Annotated in this window: 12 protein-coding genes, 1 other RNA gene and 1 other annotated feature; of the genes, 1 reads left to right on the forward strand and 12 read right to left on the reverse strand. The window is 40.0% G+C overall.

Annotated elements, in window-relative coordinates:
- Nucleotides 1-28: 28 nt before the first annotated feature.
- The 7 genes from PB1_RS14520 to PB1_RS17580 all read right to left on the reverse strand — a co-directional run bounded on the left by PB1_RS14520 (nt 29) and on the right by PB1_RS17580 (nt 7,569).
- Nucleotides 29-1,174 carry a cysteine desulfurase family protein gene (locus tag PB1_RS14520; protein WP_004438159.1) on the reverse strand — a complete coding sequence of 382 codons (1,146 nt, stop codon included), beginning with the start codon at nt 1,172-1,174 and terminating at the stop codon, nt 29-31.
- Between the two features lie 224 nt (nt 1,175-1,398).
- A complete protein-coding gene (cymR, locus tag PB1_RS14525; protein ID WP_004438171.1) occupies nt 1,399-1,818 on the reverse strand; it encodes a cysteine metabolism transcriptional regulator CymR in 420 nt (139 codons plus the stop codon).
- 232 nt (nt 1,819-2,050) lie between these two features.
- Nucleotides 2,051-3,337, reverse strand: coding sequence for a replication-associated recombination protein A (locus PB1_RS14535; RefSeq protein ID WP_004438177.1), 1,287 nt, complete (start codon nt 3,335-3,337; stop codon nt 2,051-2,053).
- A 313-nt stretch (nt 3,338-3,650) separates the two neighbouring features.
- Nucleotides 3,651-3,839, reverse strand: a non-coding RNA gene (gene ssrS / locus PB1_RS17200) — 6S RNA.
- 63 nt (nt 3,840-3,902) lie between these two features.
- Nucleotides 3,903-5,678 (reverse strand): aspartate--tRNA ligase, encoded by a 1,776-nt coding sequence (aspS, locus tag PB1_RS14540; RefSeq protein ID WP_004438184.1) that lies wholly within the window; start codon nt 5,676-5,678, stop codon nt 3,903-3,905.
- A 13-nt stretch (nt 5,679-5,691) separates the two neighbouring features.
- Nucleotides 5,692-6,963: a histidine--tRNA ligase gene (gene hisS / locus PB1_RS14545; RefSeq protein ID WP_004438196.1), complete on the reverse strand. Its 1,272-nt coding sequence runs from the start codon at nt 6,961-6,963 to the stop codon at nt 5,692-5,694.
- Nucleotides 6,964-7,042: 79 nt separating this feature from the next.
- Nucleotides 7,043-7,281 (reverse strand) — a binding site (T-box leader).
- Nucleotides 7,282-7,365: 84 nt separating this feature from the next.
- Nucleotides 7,366-7,569, reverse strand: a complete 204-nt coding sequence (locus PB1_RS17580; protein WP_155816441.1) for a hypothetical protein — start codon at nt 7,567-7,569, stop codon at nt 7,366-7,368.
- A 168-nt stretch (nt 7,570-7,737) separates the two neighbouring features.
- Between PB1_RS17580 and PB1_RS14555 the strand changes: the two genes are divergently transcribed.
- Nucleotides 7,738-9,291, forward strand: coding sequence for an N-acetylmuramoyl-L-alanine amidase family protein (locus PB1_RS14555; protein ID WP_004438203.1), 1,554 nt, complete (start codon nt 7,738-7,740; stop codon nt 9,289-9,291).
- A 139-nt stretch (nt 9,292-9,430) separates the two neighbouring features.
- Here PB1_RS14555 and dtd read toward each other — a convergent pair whose 3' ends face one another.
- The 5 genes from dtd to PB1_RS14580 form a co-directional block, all read right to left on the reverse strand.
- Entirely contained in the window at nt 9,431-9,871 is a 441-nt protein-coding gene (gene dtd / locus PB1_RS14560) for a D-aminoacyl-tRNA deacylase (protein WP_004438206.1), read from the reverse strand.
- An 11-nt stretch (nt 9,872-9,882) separates the two neighbouring features.
- Nucleotides 9,883-12,078 (reverse strand): RelA/SpoT family protein, encoded by a 2,196-nt coding sequence (locus tag PB1_RS14565; RefSeq protein ID WP_004438210.1) that lies wholly within the window; start codon nt 12,076-12,078, stop codon nt 9,883-9,885.
- A 246-nt stretch (nt 12,079-12,324) separates the two neighbouring features.
- Nucleotides 12,325-12,837, reverse strand: a complete 513-nt coding sequence (locus tag PB1_RS14570) for an adenine phosphoribosyltransferase (RefSeq protein WP_004438212.1) — start codon at nt 12,835-12,837, stop codon at nt 12,325-12,327.
- Entirely contained in the window at nt 12,828-15,194 is a 2,367-nt protein-coding gene (recJ, locus tag PB1_RS14575; protein ID WP_004438214.1) for a single-stranded-DNA-specific exonuclease RecJ, read from the reverse strand. The genes PB1_RS14570 and recJ overlap by 10 nt, the downstream gene beginning before the upstream one ends.
- A 263-nt stretch (nt 15,195-15,457) precedes the next feature.
- The gene (locus PB1_RS14580) at nt 15,458-16,354 is read right to left on the reverse strand and encodes a cation diffusion facilitator family transporter (RefSeq protein ID WP_004438216.1); all 897 of its coding nucleotides are present in this window, start codon (nt 16,352-16,354) and stop codon (nt 15,458-15,460) included.
- Between the last annotated feature and the right edge of the window lie 94 nt (nt 16,355-16,448).

A 16,448-nucleotide genomic window follows, 5' to 3' on the forward strand; every position in this document is an offset into this window, starting at 1 on the left:
TTTCACCTCGCTGTGCCAAACATCTATCTTATTTGTTTGTCATTCTTTTTACAATTTTTGCTGTTTCGAGTGCCGCTTTTTCAATTTGTTCAGTAGTATTGTTAAGTCCAAAACTGAACCTGATCGAATTCCTTATCCTCGCGGAATCTTTTCCGAACATTGCTACGAGCACATGTGATGGATCAACAGAACCAGCTGTACATGCTGAACCGCTTGATACTGCAATTCCCGACAAATCCATATTTACAAGCATTGCTTCCACATTTGTTCCGGGAAAGCTTATGTTTATAACATGCGGCATTGCATTTTCAAGTGAACCGTTAATTCTGAAATCAATTTCTTCCACTTGAAGTTTTTTTATGAGAACATTTTTCCATTCACGATATTTTTCCCGCCTTGCATGCATCTCTTGCTGGCTAATAATGACTGCTTCTTTAAAACCGACAATTGAAGCAACATTTTCAGTCCCGGCGCGGCGTTTTCTTTCCTGCTCCCCGCCGAAAATGCGCGGCAAAAGCTTAATGCCATCGCGGATGTAAAGAAATCCGATTCCTTTAGGCCCGTTAATCTTATGAGCGGAAACGGACAATAAATCGATCCCGGCTTCATTTACATTTATTTTTTCCAGCCCGTATGCTTGTACAGCATCTGTATGAAAGACGGCATGATGTTCTGCTAATACTTTCCCAATTTCTTTAATAGGCTGCAAAGTTCCTACTTCGTTGTTTCCAAACATGACGGATACAAGAATGGTGTCATCCCGCAAATTTTTTTTAAGATCATCAACCGAAACTTTTCCTGTCTCATCAACAGGCAAATATGTAACTTCATACCCGCGGTTTTCAAGCTCTTTGCATGTATTTAGTACAGCATGATGTTCAATCTCGGTTGAAATAATATGTTTTCCATTACTTTTATAAGCTTCAGCAATACCTATTAACGCTAAGTTATCAGCTTCAGTTCCTCCGCTTGTAAAAATGATTTCATTCCGCTTGGCACCAATGCTTTTCGCAAGTATATCTCTCGCCTCATCTACCAAAAGCCGCGCTTCCCGTCCAAAAGAATGAATGCTGGATGGGTTGCCGAAATTGGAATTCATGACATTTACTACAGCTTCAATAACTTTTGGATGCATCGGAGAAGTTGCCGCATGATCCAAGTAAATTCGTTCCAAAAGTGCCACCTTCTCTTCCTGTACGTCTTTTTTTGTGGAAAAGGGGCGGAGCTACGCTAACAAAGATAGAAATACCAACTTTTCTTTAGCAAGATACTTGTTTAGCTTTGTAAATATTTAGAGCTTTGCTTCGCTCACACCGCCTTATTATGTTGGTTCTGTTTTTTAATGAAAGCTATTTCCATGTTAGGGTTGGGAGTTTAAAACTCATACACGCTTATTAATTAAATATAAAACATATAAGAATCCGTTTCGCCATCGCCTGTATAATTTGATAAATCTTCTAATGTTGTATTATCAAGAACTTCTTTTACTGCATCCCTGATGCGTATCCATAATTCCCTCTTAGCCGGCTCTTCGTCTTCAATCCCTTCAACGGGACTGATCGGGCCTTCCAACACACGGATAATATCTCCTGCTGTAATTGTAGAAGGGTCCTTCCCCAAAACATATCCGCCATATGCCCCTCGGATACTTCTAACTAAACCGGCATTTCTGAGCGGCGCTATCAATTGCTCCAAGTAGTGTTCAGATAAGTCGTTTGTTTGGGCAATGGATTTGAGAGAAATCGGCCCTTCTCCATGTCGTTTTGCCAACTCGATCATAATCGTTAATCCATATCTGCCTTTTGTGGAAATTTTCATGCCTCTGCACCTCGATTCGTTTCTTCTCCTGTTTTCCTGAATATCTTTATTTCTTATTTTTTAAAAAATTTAGCCATAAGCCTGTAAACTGCTGGCATCCGGATATCATTTATATAAACATACTTTTTATCTAAATTCTTAGTATGAAGATAGGCTTTTGCCATTATAGCACAATTGTTATCATTCTTGCATTTTTTCATTTTTTCTAAAACGAAAAATCCTTGTTTTGACATTATTTCTTATTCTTAAATTCTTCAAGTTTTTTATAAATAGCAGCAAGCCGTTTTTCTTCGCCGGCTTCGATCGGTTGATAATATTTTGTTCCCTTCAAATTGCCAGGGAGGTAATCCTGCTGAACCCAGCCGCCAAACGTGCCGATCGGATAATCATGTGGATACTTATAGCCTACATGCCCCAACTCTTTAGAACCGGCATAATGACTATCTCGAAGGTGTTTAGGGATTTCGCCCACTTTACCTTTTTTAATATCGTCTATCGCTTTGTCTAAGGCCTTGTACGCTGAATTTGATTTCGATGACAGGCACATTTCCACCACTGCAACAGACAAGGGAATACGGGCTTCCGGTAAGCCTAAACGCTCACTGGCAGTGACGGCTGCCACTACATTATTGCCAACAGATGTATTCGCTAAGCCTATATCTTCATAAGCAATGACTAACAATCTTCGATTTACTGCTGTTAAATCGCCTGTTTCAAGTAAGTGTGCCAAGTAATATAGGGCGGCATCTACATCGCTTCCCCTAATGCTCTTTTGAAGACTGGAAAGAAGATTATAGAAATTAGAACCTTTTTTATCACCATATACACCTACATTGCCAATCATATCGTTAATCGTTTCATCTTCTACAATATAGGTATCATTGTCTTTTCTAGAAGCATATACAATCGATTCTAGTAATGTTAATGATTTTCTGGCATCTCCATTTGATCCGAAAGCAATTTTTTGTATTTGTTCATCAGTAATTTGAATGGAAAATTTTCCTAACCCCTTTTTCTCGTCATGTAACGCACGTTTAAGCAGTTCTTGAAGATCTTCTATTGTTAAACGTGTTAATTGCTTAATTTGTCCGCAACGGCTTCGTATAGCCGGATTGACATCGTGAAAAGGATTTTCGGTTGTCGCTCCAATTAAGATAATATCTCCGCGCTCCACATGCGGCAATAAATAGTCTTGTTGAGCTTTGTTAAAACGGTGGATTTCATCTAAAAACAAAATGACTTTTCCCGTTAGACGCGTCTCCTCCACAACTGCTTCCACATCTTTTTTGCCTGCGGTTGTTGCATTCAAGGCAATAAAAGGAATTTTCGCCGTTCCTGCTATAGCGTAAGCAATGGAAGTTTTGCCGATACCCGGTTCACCATATAATAACATTGACGGCACATAGCCGTTATTAATCATTTTATATAAACTTGTATGTTTTCCGATAATATCTTTCTGACCAACAATTTCATCAATGTTTGTTGGTCTCATTCGATACGCAAGCGGTTCTCCATTCAATTTCCTAACCTCCAACAATGTCCTAAAAAAATTATATACTTAAAAAATGATGAAGCAAATTAAATAAAAGTCAGGGTCAGACCCCTCTAATACAATGTATAGACAAACATTAATAAAACCCTTCTATATGTTGGAGGAAGACAGACCCTTATGAGTCAATCTTTTTTAACATTCCGTCCTTTGCCTCTCGTTCATGATCACATCCAACGATTTTTTCACAAAATAAAGCTGAACACAATTTTAAGTTCATAAAAATAGGAAGCATTAAAAAACTCCACGCTCTTTGCGTGGAGATGAATATCACTATGTTTGACAGAGTCCCAATCGTGCCGTCGTTTTTGATGCCTTCGTTTTGAACCCGCTCTCCGCAGGTGGGTGCCTTGTTCCGGGCTTCTGTAAGTCCTCTTCAAGGAGGCATTTACGCAGCCCGGAAACCCCAGGCTCCCGAAGTTTGGTTGTTCGGTCAAAACTTCAGGATTACCAACGAACACATCAGGACTCTTTATCTGTTGATTGTATATTATCATATTTAGCCGATTTAATTCAAGAAAACAAAAATAGGAAATTACTCGCTTTTTTTGACATTAAGTGACAAATGCAATTCGTCCAGTTGGGCCGAACTTACTTCTCCAGGAGCTTCTGTTAACAAGCAACTGGCACTTGCAGTCTTTGGAAACGCAATTGTATCCCGGAGATTTGTTCTCCCTGCCAACAGCATCACAAGCCGGTCAAGACCAAGGGCTATACCCCCATGAGGCGGTGTACCGTATTCAAATGCTTCCAGCAGGAAACCAAATTGTTCTCTTGCTTCTGATTCACTAAATCCTAGAACGTTAAACATTTTTTCCTGGACGGTTCGTTCAAAAATTCTTAATGAACCTCCTCCAAGTTCATACCCGTTTAATACGAGATCGTATGCTTGAGCCCGGACAGCATCCGGATTTTGGTCAAGAAGTTCAATATCTTCCCTGAATGGCATCGTAAACGGATGGTGGGCTGCATAATAACGGCTTTCCTCTTCATCATATTCCAATAAAGGCCAGTCAGTAATCCATAGGAAATGAAATTTGTTCTTGTCAATCAGATCCAAGTCTTTTCCAAGCTTTGAGCGAAGTGCTCCGAGGGAATCTGTTACAACTGATTTTTTATCTGCAACAAATAATAGTAGGTCACCTTTTTCAACTTCCATGGCTGCATGAATCGCGTTTTGTTCCTCTTCAGAAAGGAATTTTGCAATAGGGCCTTTCAGACCTTCTTTTTCTGCCTTTAGCCAGGCCAATCCTTTCGCTCCGTAACGGGAAACAAACTCTGTTAATGCATCAATATCTTTCCTTGAATATTTGCCGCTGGCTCCCTTTACGTTAATCGCTTTTACTTGGCCGCCATTCTCTGCAGCATTTGCAAAAACTTTAAAGCTTGAATCTTTGACGATCTCAGTTAAGTCGATTAATTCAAGCCCAAACCGTGTATCAGGCTTATCTGTTCCGAATCGGCTCATTGCATCATGATAGGTCATTCGCGGAAAAGGCGTCTCAATGTCCATCCCTTTTACATCTTTCATGACCTTTTTCATCATTTTTTCCATTAAAGACATAATGTCTTCCTGACTCATGAAGCTGGTTTCGATATCGACCTGCGTAAATTCCGGCTGCCGGTCTGCCCGTAAGTCTTCATCCCTGAAGCAGCGGGCTATTTGATAATATCTTTCGATGCCGCCAACCATCAATAACTGTTTAAAAATTTGCGGAGATTGGGGAAGGGCAAAGAATTCACCTGGATGAACACGGCTCGGCACAAGATAATCGCGCGCTCCTTCCGGGGTGCTTTTTGTTAAAATCGGCGTTTCAATATCTAAAAATCCTTCGCTGTCAAGAAAATCACGAATCGCTTTTGTAACTTGATGGCGCATTTTTAATGTTTCAAACATAATAGGGCGTCTCAAGTCCAAATAACGGTATTTTAAGCGAACTTCTTCTGAGACATCTGCATAATCGGCAATGACAAACGGAGGATTCTTTGCTTCATTCAAAATTGTTACTTTCTCAGCTTGAATTTCCACTTTCCCAGTTTTTAGATTTTCATTGATCGTGCCCTCTTCACGGGCCACAACCGTTCCTACTACATCCAGCACATATTCGGACCGGATTTTTTCAGCCGCCTCTAACGCTTCCTTTGATATATCCGGATTAAATACGACTTGAACAATTCCTGTCCGGTCGCGAAGATCGACAAAGATTACTCCCCCTAGATCACGGCGTTTTTGAACCCATCCTTTTAATGTTACTTTTTTACCGATTGCTTCCTCTGTTACTTCTCCGCAAAAATATGTCCTCCCAAACATTTTCGTTCCTCCTCTATTGATAAATCTCTTTAAATTTTTCAACGAATGAAGCAAGTTCCAGCTCCACTTGTTCACCTGATTCCATGTTTTTTAAACTAATCTTATTTTCTTTTAATTCTTCATCGCCTAATACGGCGACAAATTTAGCATTTAAGCGGTCGGCAGCCTTAAACTGTGCTTTTACCTTCCGGTCAAGATAGTCTCTTTCAGCGGAATAGCCTTCATTTCTTAACTTGTACAGCAGCTTCACCGTATAATCTTTCGCATCATCGCCTAATGAAACAAGATAACAATCAAGTTTTTCATTTAACGGAAGTGTGACTCCTTCAGCATCCAGTGCCGAAATAAGCCGTTCAATACTTAATGCAAATCCGATACCCGGAGTTTCCGGTCCACCTAGTTCTTCGGCAAGACCATTGTATCTTCCTCCGCCGCATAAAGTTGTAATCGCTCCAAACCCTTCTGCGCCGCTCATAATTTCAAAAGCAGTGTGGTTATAATAATCAAGGCCGCGCACAAGATTGGAATCGACTTCAAATTCAATATTAAGGCCGGTTAAATATGCTTGTACTTTTTCAAAGTAGGCCCGGGATTCATCATTTAAGTAATCGAGAATCGACGGTGCCGTTTTCATTAATTCATGGTCTCGGTCTTGTTTGCAGTCAAGTATCCTCATCGGGTTTTTTTCCAGCCTGTTTTGGCAATCAGAACAAAATTCACCGATTCGCGGCTGAAAATGGTTAATTAACGCATCTCGGTGAGCGCTGCGGCTTTCTTTGTCGCCGAGGCTGTTAATAACCACCTTTAATTTCTTTAAACCAAGTTCTTTGTAAAGAGAAACGGCTAAGGAAATGACCTCAGCATCAATTGCCGGGTCAGCACTTCCCATCGCTTCAACCCCAAATTGCACGAATTGGCGGTACCGGCCTGCCTGCGGCCGTTCGTAGCGAAACATCGGCCCCATATAATATAGCTTTACAGGCTGGCTGGCATTTCCGTACATTTTATTTTCTATAAAGGACCTTACGACTGGAGCTGTTCCTTCCGGACGCAATGTTAAGCTTCTTTTTCCTCTGTCCTCAAATGTGTACATTTCTTTTTGAACAATATCTGTTGTATCCCCAACACCTCTAAGAAACAATTCAGTATGCTCAAAAATAGGGGTTCTTATTTCTTGATATTGAAACCTGCGGCATAATTCTCTTGCTTTCATTTCAATATACTGCCATTTTTCTACCTGGCCGGGCAAAATATCCTGTGTTCCTCTTGGTATACGGATCGACATGACCATCCTCCTGTTCATTTATTTTGATGATATGTATAAGTGAAAAATAAAAAACCCCCGCTCCCTTGTTTCATAAAAAACAAGGGACGAGAGTTTGTTTTTCCCGTGGTGCCACCCTAATTGAAGCGCAAAAGTCACTTCCACTTTCAGCAGTTAACGCCTGCGTACGTTCTTCTCCTAATAGAGGGCAAAACCTTTTTCAGAGAGAAACCTACAGAGTGTTCTTTCATTAAGTCATCATGCAGAAATGTTTTCAGCCTTGACATTTCCTCTCTTTTCATGTGGGTCTTAATTACTCTTCTCCATCATCGGTATTTCTTAAACTAGTTTTTTTAATTACATTATCATACGGAGAATCTTATCGCTTGTCAAGAGTGAATTAATTAGAGTACATGGATTCCCTTACGAACGCTCCAGTCTTTTTTTCAGCTTTCTGACATCCCTGATTGACAAACCGAATTCAGTAGCGAATTCAAACATGTTTTCATTTTGCTCTTTTTGAATAAAATCATGAAAATCAACACCAAAAATTTGATTTTCTCCTGAACTTGCAGACATTGCTTTTTCACTGAATTTCATCGTGATCACCCTTCGTTCATTTTTCACTGCCTATTGTTCCCATGTTTCCGCGAAAAATATCTCACTTTTTTCCATATTCTTGATCATTCGTTTTAAAACGATAGGATGATAGGCCGATATTAACAATTAGGGAATGATTTTTCGTCGGGTGTCCGCTAAAATAACAATAAATAACAGAAGAATGGAGGGAGCTATTTGCTCAAAAAAAGAGCAGTTTTTTTTCTTATTTGCTTAATTCTTCTTTTCGGCGGAATCGGACTTGCACCTGTTCCCGCTAAGACCAAACAAGAAAACAAGGGAACGGTGTCAACGGACGGATTAAGGGTGCGGAAAGGACCGGGAACAGACTTTCAAGTCATAGGATCACTAGATAAAGGCCAAGTCATAACCATACTTGAAACAAATGAAAACTGGGCAAAAGTCCAGACTTCTTTTGGTGTAGGCTGGGTTGCCAAGGAGTATATAAGCGTTCAAACATCAAATAATGCTATAACGGACAAGCCCGCGGCATCGAAAAACAATACTGGAAAGATTACGGTAAACTCATTAAACGTCCGAAGCTCTCCTTCTTTACATGGAAGTATTATCGGAAAGTTCCAAAAAGGAGAAGAAGTAACTGTTCTTTCACAAAGAGGAGATTGGACAGAAATCAGCTTTTCAGGGAAATCAGCATGGGTCAGCAACGAATATGTACTCGTTGAGAAAAAAGGCAGCAAGAAAAAATCAACACCGCAAGTTTCTTCTAATCATGCCGGTGTTACCGGGACTGTTACAGCCACAACCTTGACTGTCCGTGACAAAGGAAACCTGAATGGAAAAATCATCGGTTCTGTTTCAAAAGGCGAATCGTTTCAAATCTATGAAGAAAAAAATAACTGGGCTAAAATCGAATGGAAGCCCGGGAAATTCGGCTGGGTTGCCAACTGGTTTCTCAAAAAAACTGAATCAGGCAGCAATAGGCCTGATGGAATAATCGTAAAGAACAGCACCTTAACGATTATCCATAACGGAACAAATCTTCGAAAAGGCCCAAGTATCGATTCTGAAATCATTTACCGGGCAAACCAAGGAGAAACATTTCAGATTGTCAGTTTGCATAATGATTGGTATGAAATCCTCCTTCAAAATGGGGCAACCGCATTTGTTGCAGGCTGGATCGTAAGTGTAAAAGGCAACGCGCCGCAAGTGGAGAAGCCGGGTGCCGAAATGTATTTGAAAAATAAAACGATCGTCCTGGATCCGGGGCATGGAGGGAGGGATAATGGAACGACGGGAATAAGAGGAACATTGGAAAAACAAGTCACACTGAGAACCGCAAAGTTATTATATAAGAGAATAAAGGCATCCGGAGCAAATGTCATTCTGACAAGAAACGATGATACATATATCCCATTAAGCTCCAGGGTCAGCACCGCCAATTATCATAATGCAGATGCATTTATCAGCATTCACTATGACAGCATTAAGGACCGCAGCGTACGCGGAATCACAAGCTATTATTATCACTTATTCCAAAAACCTTTGGCGGAATCGGTCCATTCAGCAACAATCAGCCAGACAAAAATGAAAGATCGAGGTGTACGTTTCGGCGATTACCATGTACTCAGGGAAACGAACAAAAATGCAATTCTGCTTGAGCTCGGCTATTTAAGCAACCCTGCAGAAGAAATATTCGTTACCTCTGGACAATACCAGGAATCAGTATCATCGGGTATTTTTCAAGGTCTTGCAAGATATTTTAAGCAATAAAAAAGAGGATGACCGGAAAGGTAAACAGCTGTTACCTTCAGGTCATCCTCTTATTACAAATTTATATTTTAAACGCCTAATTTTATAAAGAAAAAACAAAGAAACGATTTGCTATTTCTCTGTTTTCAAATAAAACATCTTAATTGCTTTCAACAATCAATGTTACAGGTCCGTCATTTATTAACTGAACATCCATCATCGCGCCGAATTTTCCCTTCTCGACCTTCAATCCTTTTTCCTTGAGAAACGTGTTAAATGCTTCATAGATATTTAAGGCATGCTCAGGTTTTGCCGCTTCCATGAAGTTGGGCCGCCTTCCTTTCCGGCAATCACCATACAACGTGAATTGAGACACAGACAGGATTTCACCGCCAACATCCAATAGCGATAAATTCATCTTTCCGTTTTCATCCTCGAATACTCGAAGATTAGCAATTTTGTCGGCAAGGAATTTGGCATCCTCTTCCTTATCATCGTGGGTGACTCCGACTAGGAGAACGAACCCTTTGCTTATTTCTCCAACGATGCTACCGTCTACTGTCACTTTTGCCTCTTTGCTTCTCTGCACGACAACCCTCATAATTGCTCTCCTTAGTTCATAATCCTTCTAACTGCATAAATATCAGGAATTTGTTTAATTCGATCAACTACCTTTTGAAGGTGGCTGACATTATGAATGGCAATGGATATAATAATCGTCGCAACTTTATTACGATCGGATTTTCCGGAAACAGCGGAAATGTTTGTTTTTGTTTCATTCACAGCCTGAAGAACCTCGTTTAACAGCCCTCTCCGGTCATATCCGCTTATTTCGATATCCACATTATATTCTTTCCGATCATTGAGTCCTGTTTCCCATTCTACCGGAATAAGTCTCTCCTTTGCATCTCCCGTATTAATATTCGGACAATCAGACCGGTGGACAGATACTCCTCTTCCCTTCGTTATAAAGCCGACAATTTCATCTCCGGGAACCGGATTACAGCAGCGCGAAAGGCGGATCAATAAATTGTCAATACCTGATACGTGAACACCAGATTCCCGTTTTTTTACAGATGGAAAGGATTTTAGTTCATTAACCGCATGAGAAATAGTTGCTACTTGTTCAAGGTCGCGTTTCTTCCGCCATTTTTCCGTTAATCGGTTCGCAACTTGAAGAGCAGTAATACCGTTGTACCCTACTGCAGCATACATATCCTCTTCATTTGCAAAATTAAATTTTTCCGTAACTCGCTTTATATTTTCGGCGGTCATAATTTCTTTAATATCGAAATCCATGTTTCGGATTTCCTTCTCAACCATTTCCCTTCCCTTTTCAACATTTTCTTCTTTCCGCTGCTTTTTAAAGAACTGGCGTATCTTATTTTTTGCCTGTGATGTTTGGGCGAGTTTCAGCCAGTCCTGGCTCGGTCCATAGGAATGTTTCGATGTTAAAATTTCAACAATATCTCCCGTTTTCAATTTATAATCAAGTGTAACCATTTTTCCGTTCACTTTGGCGCCGATTGTCTTATTTCCAATTTCGGAGTGGATTCTGTAGGCAAAATCAATCGGTACGGAACCGGCAGGCAGTTCAATGACATCACCCTTCGGTGTGAACACAAAGACCATATCTGAAAACAAATCAATTTTTAATGATTCCATAAATTCTTCTGCGTTCGCAGTATCATTTTGAAATTCGAGAATTTCACGGAACCATGTAAGCTTATCTTCAAAGGAAGAATTCTCTTTTACCGATTTCCCCTCTTTATATGCCCAGTGAGCAGCAATTCCGTATTCTGCTATACGGTGCATTTCAAAAGTGCGGATTTGCACTTCCAAAGGGTCCCCTTTTGGACCAATCACTGTCGTATGAAGTGATTGGTACATATTCGGTTTCGGCATTGCAATATAATCTTTAAATCGCCCCGGCATTGGCTTCCAGCACGTATGAATGATGCCTAGAACAGCATAACAGTCTTTTATGCTGTTTACGACAATTCTGACAGCAAGAAGATCGTAAATTTCATTAAACTGTTTATTCTGAAGTGCCATCTTTCGATATATACTGTAAATATGCTTTGGCCGTCCGGAAATTTCCGCCTTAATGGAAACTTCATTAAGCCTGTTTCGGACTTCTTCTATAACTTCATCAAGATATTGCTCCCGCTCTGCTCGCTTTTTCTTCATCAAATTGACAATTCGATAATATTGCTGAGGATTTAAATATCTTAATGCCGTATCTTCGAGTTCCCATTTTATCTTTGAAATTCCAAGACGATGTGCAAGCGGGGCAAAAATTTCCAGCGTTTCATTAGAAATGCGTCTTTGCTTTTCAAGTGGCAAATGCTTAAGTGTCCTCATATTATGAAGTCGGTCGGCAAGTTTGATTAATATGACGCGAATATCTTGAGCCATCGCTACAAACATTTTTCGGTGGTTTTCAGCTTGCTGCTCTTCGTGCGATTTATATTTAATTTTTCCGAGCTTTGTTACACCATCGACAAGCATGGCCACTTCATCATTAAAAGCTTCTCTCATTTCCTCTAACGTTACATCTGTATCTTCGACAACATCGTGAAGAAAGCCGGCGGCAACCGTAATTGGATCCATCTCCAAGTCAGCAAGTATCCCCGCCACCTGGATCGGATGGATAATGTAAGGTTCTCCGGATTTCCTATATTGATCTGAATGAGCAGCTTTGGCAAACTCGTAAGCCTTTATTACAAGGTTCACATGCTCTTCATTTAAATATTTTCGAGTGCAGTCGATGACTTGTTCGGCGGTTAACACTTGATCATTCGCCATGGAATCACCTTTGTTTTCTTTCATGTATTTTTAAAATTTCTAGTTTTAATATATTGTTGCAATCATCATTCCGCTTATCTTGTGATTGTTTACTATTATCGAAAAAAAATCGGGAGATGTAAAGGGAAGAATACTATTTTTTGTGTCAAAAATAAAAATATGTCGAAAACTGTCATTTCGCTCAAATTTTCAAACAGCTAGCTATATGCAAAAAGAGCACTGCGAATCGAGTGCTCTCTTCCATTATTAATACTGCATTAACGTTAAAATATCATAGCCTTCAAGCTTTCTGCGTCCTTCCAAGTAAGTAAGCTCAATTAAAAAAGCTATTCCGGCCACAATTCCCCCGAGCTTTTCAACTAATTTAACAGTTGCTTCAATTGTGCCGCCTGTTGCAAGCAAATCATCCGTTATTAAGACTCGCTGGCCTGGTTTGATTGCATCTTTATGAATTGTCAATACGTCTTCTCCGTATTCAAGACCATATTTGACCTTAATTGTTTCACGCGGAAGTTTTCCATCCTTTCGGACAGGTGCAAAACCGACTCCCAATGAATAAGCGACAGGGCAGCCGATAATAAAGCCTCTTGCTTCAGGACCTACGACGATATCTATATTCTTTTTTCGCGCATATTCAACAATCTGGTCTGTTGCATATTTGTATGCATCACCATTATCCATTAATGTAGTAATATCTTTAAATTGAATGCCCGGTTTAGGCCAATCGGGAACGATCGTAACGTATTGTTTTAAATCCATTCTTTTATTGCCTCCTCATTTTTCATCGGTTCCTGGAAGACCTTGTCGAACCAGCTTTTTAACTGCTGAAACGAAGAATATAACAAATCATTTTCCAGAGAATATTGCGCCAGCTTTTTCTGATACGTTTTTGAATCTGATAGATCGCGTTTGTTAATATTTTTTTCTAGTGTTATAAAACCATTGTTTATTGTAACAAAATTCAATTCAAAAAACACCTGTGACATAAATTCAATTGTTTCTTTCGTCCAGCCTCTGTATTTGGCAAGATCATCCCCATGGCGTTTAAGATCAAATGGTCCTTTTTTTGCTAAAAAAGCATAAAACCACTTGAAATGGTCCCTCGTGGGCATGGTGCTGAAAAAGTCACTGTCTTCTTTATAGAATTGGGCATATATTCGGGCAGGCTTTTTGCTGGCTAAAAGATATTCCAATATTTTCCTAGACAGCGGCAGATCAGCCAAGACGAGATTTAAACCGTCAACGTCCATTTTTATTGCTTCTTCATATGAAGTTATTAGATGGATTTCATCAACTGGCATCCCTTTAAATTTCGAAACGTTCTCTTCATTAAAAACGATCCATTTTCGATTTTCCTGCGGAACAAACTCTGCAATTTTATCAAAGCGCTTAAGACCGCGAAAATCAAACAGCTGCCACGATTCAACAGCTAAATCTTGAAGTAAAACTTGCGGTTTGCGGATATTGTTCCACTCATTTATAGCCAATTCTCCAATTACCGATAATTTGGAAAAAGGAGAAATATGCTCATATAAATGTCCCATCCCAAAACCGACGCCATCAAGCAATGCCCCATCATTTTCAAGAGTTATTTTCAGATGGCTTTGATCAGAGCCGATTTTTCGAATGGCTGCAATATTCACATTTTCTATCAGAACTTTCGGCTTTGGATTATCCGCACCGTAAGGAGCAAGCATTTGCAGTTGTTCGATCGCGGTTAAACTAATATCGCTTAATTCAATTTTACCATCCAAATTGGTTTTCGGGATAAAATCTTCTTCTGTCAACTGTTCTTTTGCCAAAGCATTAAGCCTGAAGCGAAGCTCATCCACTTCTTCCAGATACAAAGTCATCCCTGCCGCCATTGGATGGCCACCAAAATGCGGCAAAATATCTCTGCATGCAGAAAGGTTTTTGAACAAATCAAAACCTTCTATACTTCTTGCTGATCCTTTAGCCAACCCTTTTTCAGAATCAAAACTAAAAACAATCACGGGTCTGTAAAACTTCTCCACCAGTCTCGAAGCAACAATTCCAATCACTCCGGAATTCCAGCCTTCTTTTCCAATAACAAGAACTTGATATTCTTCAGGCGGATAAAAGCTTTCAACTTCTATTACTGCTTCTTCTGTCATCGCATTAACAAGCTCTTGCCGTTCTTTATTTAACAGGTCGATTTTTTCTGCAAGCATTTCTGCTTTATGCTGATCTTCTGTTAATAACAATTCGACTGCCGATTCTGCACTCTCAAGCCTTCCGGAGGCATTAAGCCGCGGAGCAATGACAAAGCCGATCGTTTCTTCATCAATCGATTCCGGTTCGATGCCGCTTAATCTTATTAGCGTTTGTAGTCCGATGTTCTTCGTGATTTTCAGTTGTTGAATTCCTTTTTGGGCAATCAGGCGGTTTTCTCCTTTAAGAGAAACAAGGTCTGCAATCGTCCCAATTGCTGCAATATCAAGAAGGTTTTCCGGCACATTTCCTTTAAGTGCGTGCGCTAGCTTAAAAGCTACTCCTACACCCGCCAATTCTCGAAATGGATATGTACTGTCTTCCCGTTTCGGATGAATAATCGCCAAAGCTTTTGGAAGAACGGGTCCCGGTTCGTGATGATCGGTAATGATCAAATCGATCCCAAGTTCACGGGCAACGTTTGCTTCGTGAATGGCCGAAATGCCTGTGTCAACCGTTATTATGAGCTTGAATCCATTATTTGCTGCCAGTCTGAAAGCCGCTTCATTTGGACCATATCCTTCAGTAAAGCGGTTTGGTATGTAATATTCAACATTTGCTCCCAAATCTCTTAATGCCATCATCATAACAGAGGTGCTGCTGACTCCATCAGCATCATAGTCGCCATATATTAATATCGGTTCCTGCCTTTCGATTGCAAGTCGAATCCTTTCAACAGCTTTATCCATGTCCTTTAATAAATAAGGATCATGAAAAGACTGACGTTTTGGAAATAGAAAATACCGTGCACTTTCCACGGTATCAATTCCGCGATTAACAAGCAACGATGCTACCAGGGGAGTAATGTTTAATTCTTGTATTAACATTTCGGATTTCTGCCGGTCAGATTGTCGGACAATCCACCTTGTTTTTGACTTTAACATACGTTCACCCCTTAGCTTTTCTATTATACAAAAGGGGGTAAACAGATTCAATGAAAAGCTGAAAGCAACTCTATCAGGGTGAATCGATATACTTTTTTAATTGGAATAAAGTCTTTAAAATATAATCAACGGGTCATATTTCGGAATGAGGGCTCATATATCAGAAACAACGGCTCATAACCAACCTCTCTCATGTTTCAAACTGAGTAAATCCATCTTCTGTCAGCTAAAAACTCTCTATTTACGTTGGCTCGATTTCTTCGTCACTCATCTGCATTGTATGGATTAATATGAACCAATACATTGTGGACATTGGCAACTTCAAGAAGCTTTTTCTTTACTCTCTTGCCGACCCGATGACCTTCTTCAACTGTCATTTGCGGGTCAACTGATATTTTTAAATCAATAATAATGTAATGACCATGTTCTCTCGCAAGTAAAGTGTCAATTTTTTTCACTTCGGGTATGTTTTCAACTATTTTGCGAAGTTCCTCGGTATCCTCGTCGTGCAATACATGATCAAGTGTGTTATGAATCGATTCTTTTCCAAGATCCCAAGCCATTTTAAGAACCATCATTGATACAATGACTCCTACTAAAGGATCTGCGTATACAAGCCAACCTATCCCTAATTTTCCTCCAATGATCGCGGCCCCTATGCCGACAAGAGCAGCACTAGAAGAATAAACATCTGACCGGTGCTCATATGCGTTGACTATCAGTGCATCACTATTTAACTTTTTTCCTAAATTGTATTTATATCGAAACATCGACTCTTTTATGAAGATGGAAATAATCACAGCCGCCACAGCAATCAATTTTGGCGGTCCAATCGGGTCAAAAAAAGCTTCTACGGAACTTTTGCCTATTTCAATTCCAACTAGAAGGAGAAATATTGCTACGATAATTGCTGCAATAGATTCCGCTTTCCCATGACCATATGGGTGATCTTCATCTGGCGGCCTTCTTGCAGCCCGTAATCCGATATACACAGCTAACGAACCGGCTATGTCAGAAGCTGAATGCACCGCATCCGCAATGAGAGCTTTACTGTTGGCATAAATCCCTATCACATATTTTAAAGCAGCCAATATAATGTTTCCTGCAATTCCAACTATCGCCGCAAACTCAGCTTTTTTAAATCGTTCATGATTATTCAATGGCAAACTTCCTTCCCATCTTGATCTTGTTCCTATTTTGTCCTGAAAAGCGGTCAGAAGTTCATAACTTACATAAAAAATCGCAAAAGCTTTG

Origin of the sequence: Bacillus methanolicus PB1 (assembly GCF_000262755.1) — a bacterium.
Classification (GTDB): Bacteria; Bacillota; Bacilli; order Bacillales; family Cytobacillaceae; genus Bacillus_Z; species Bacillus_Z methanolicus.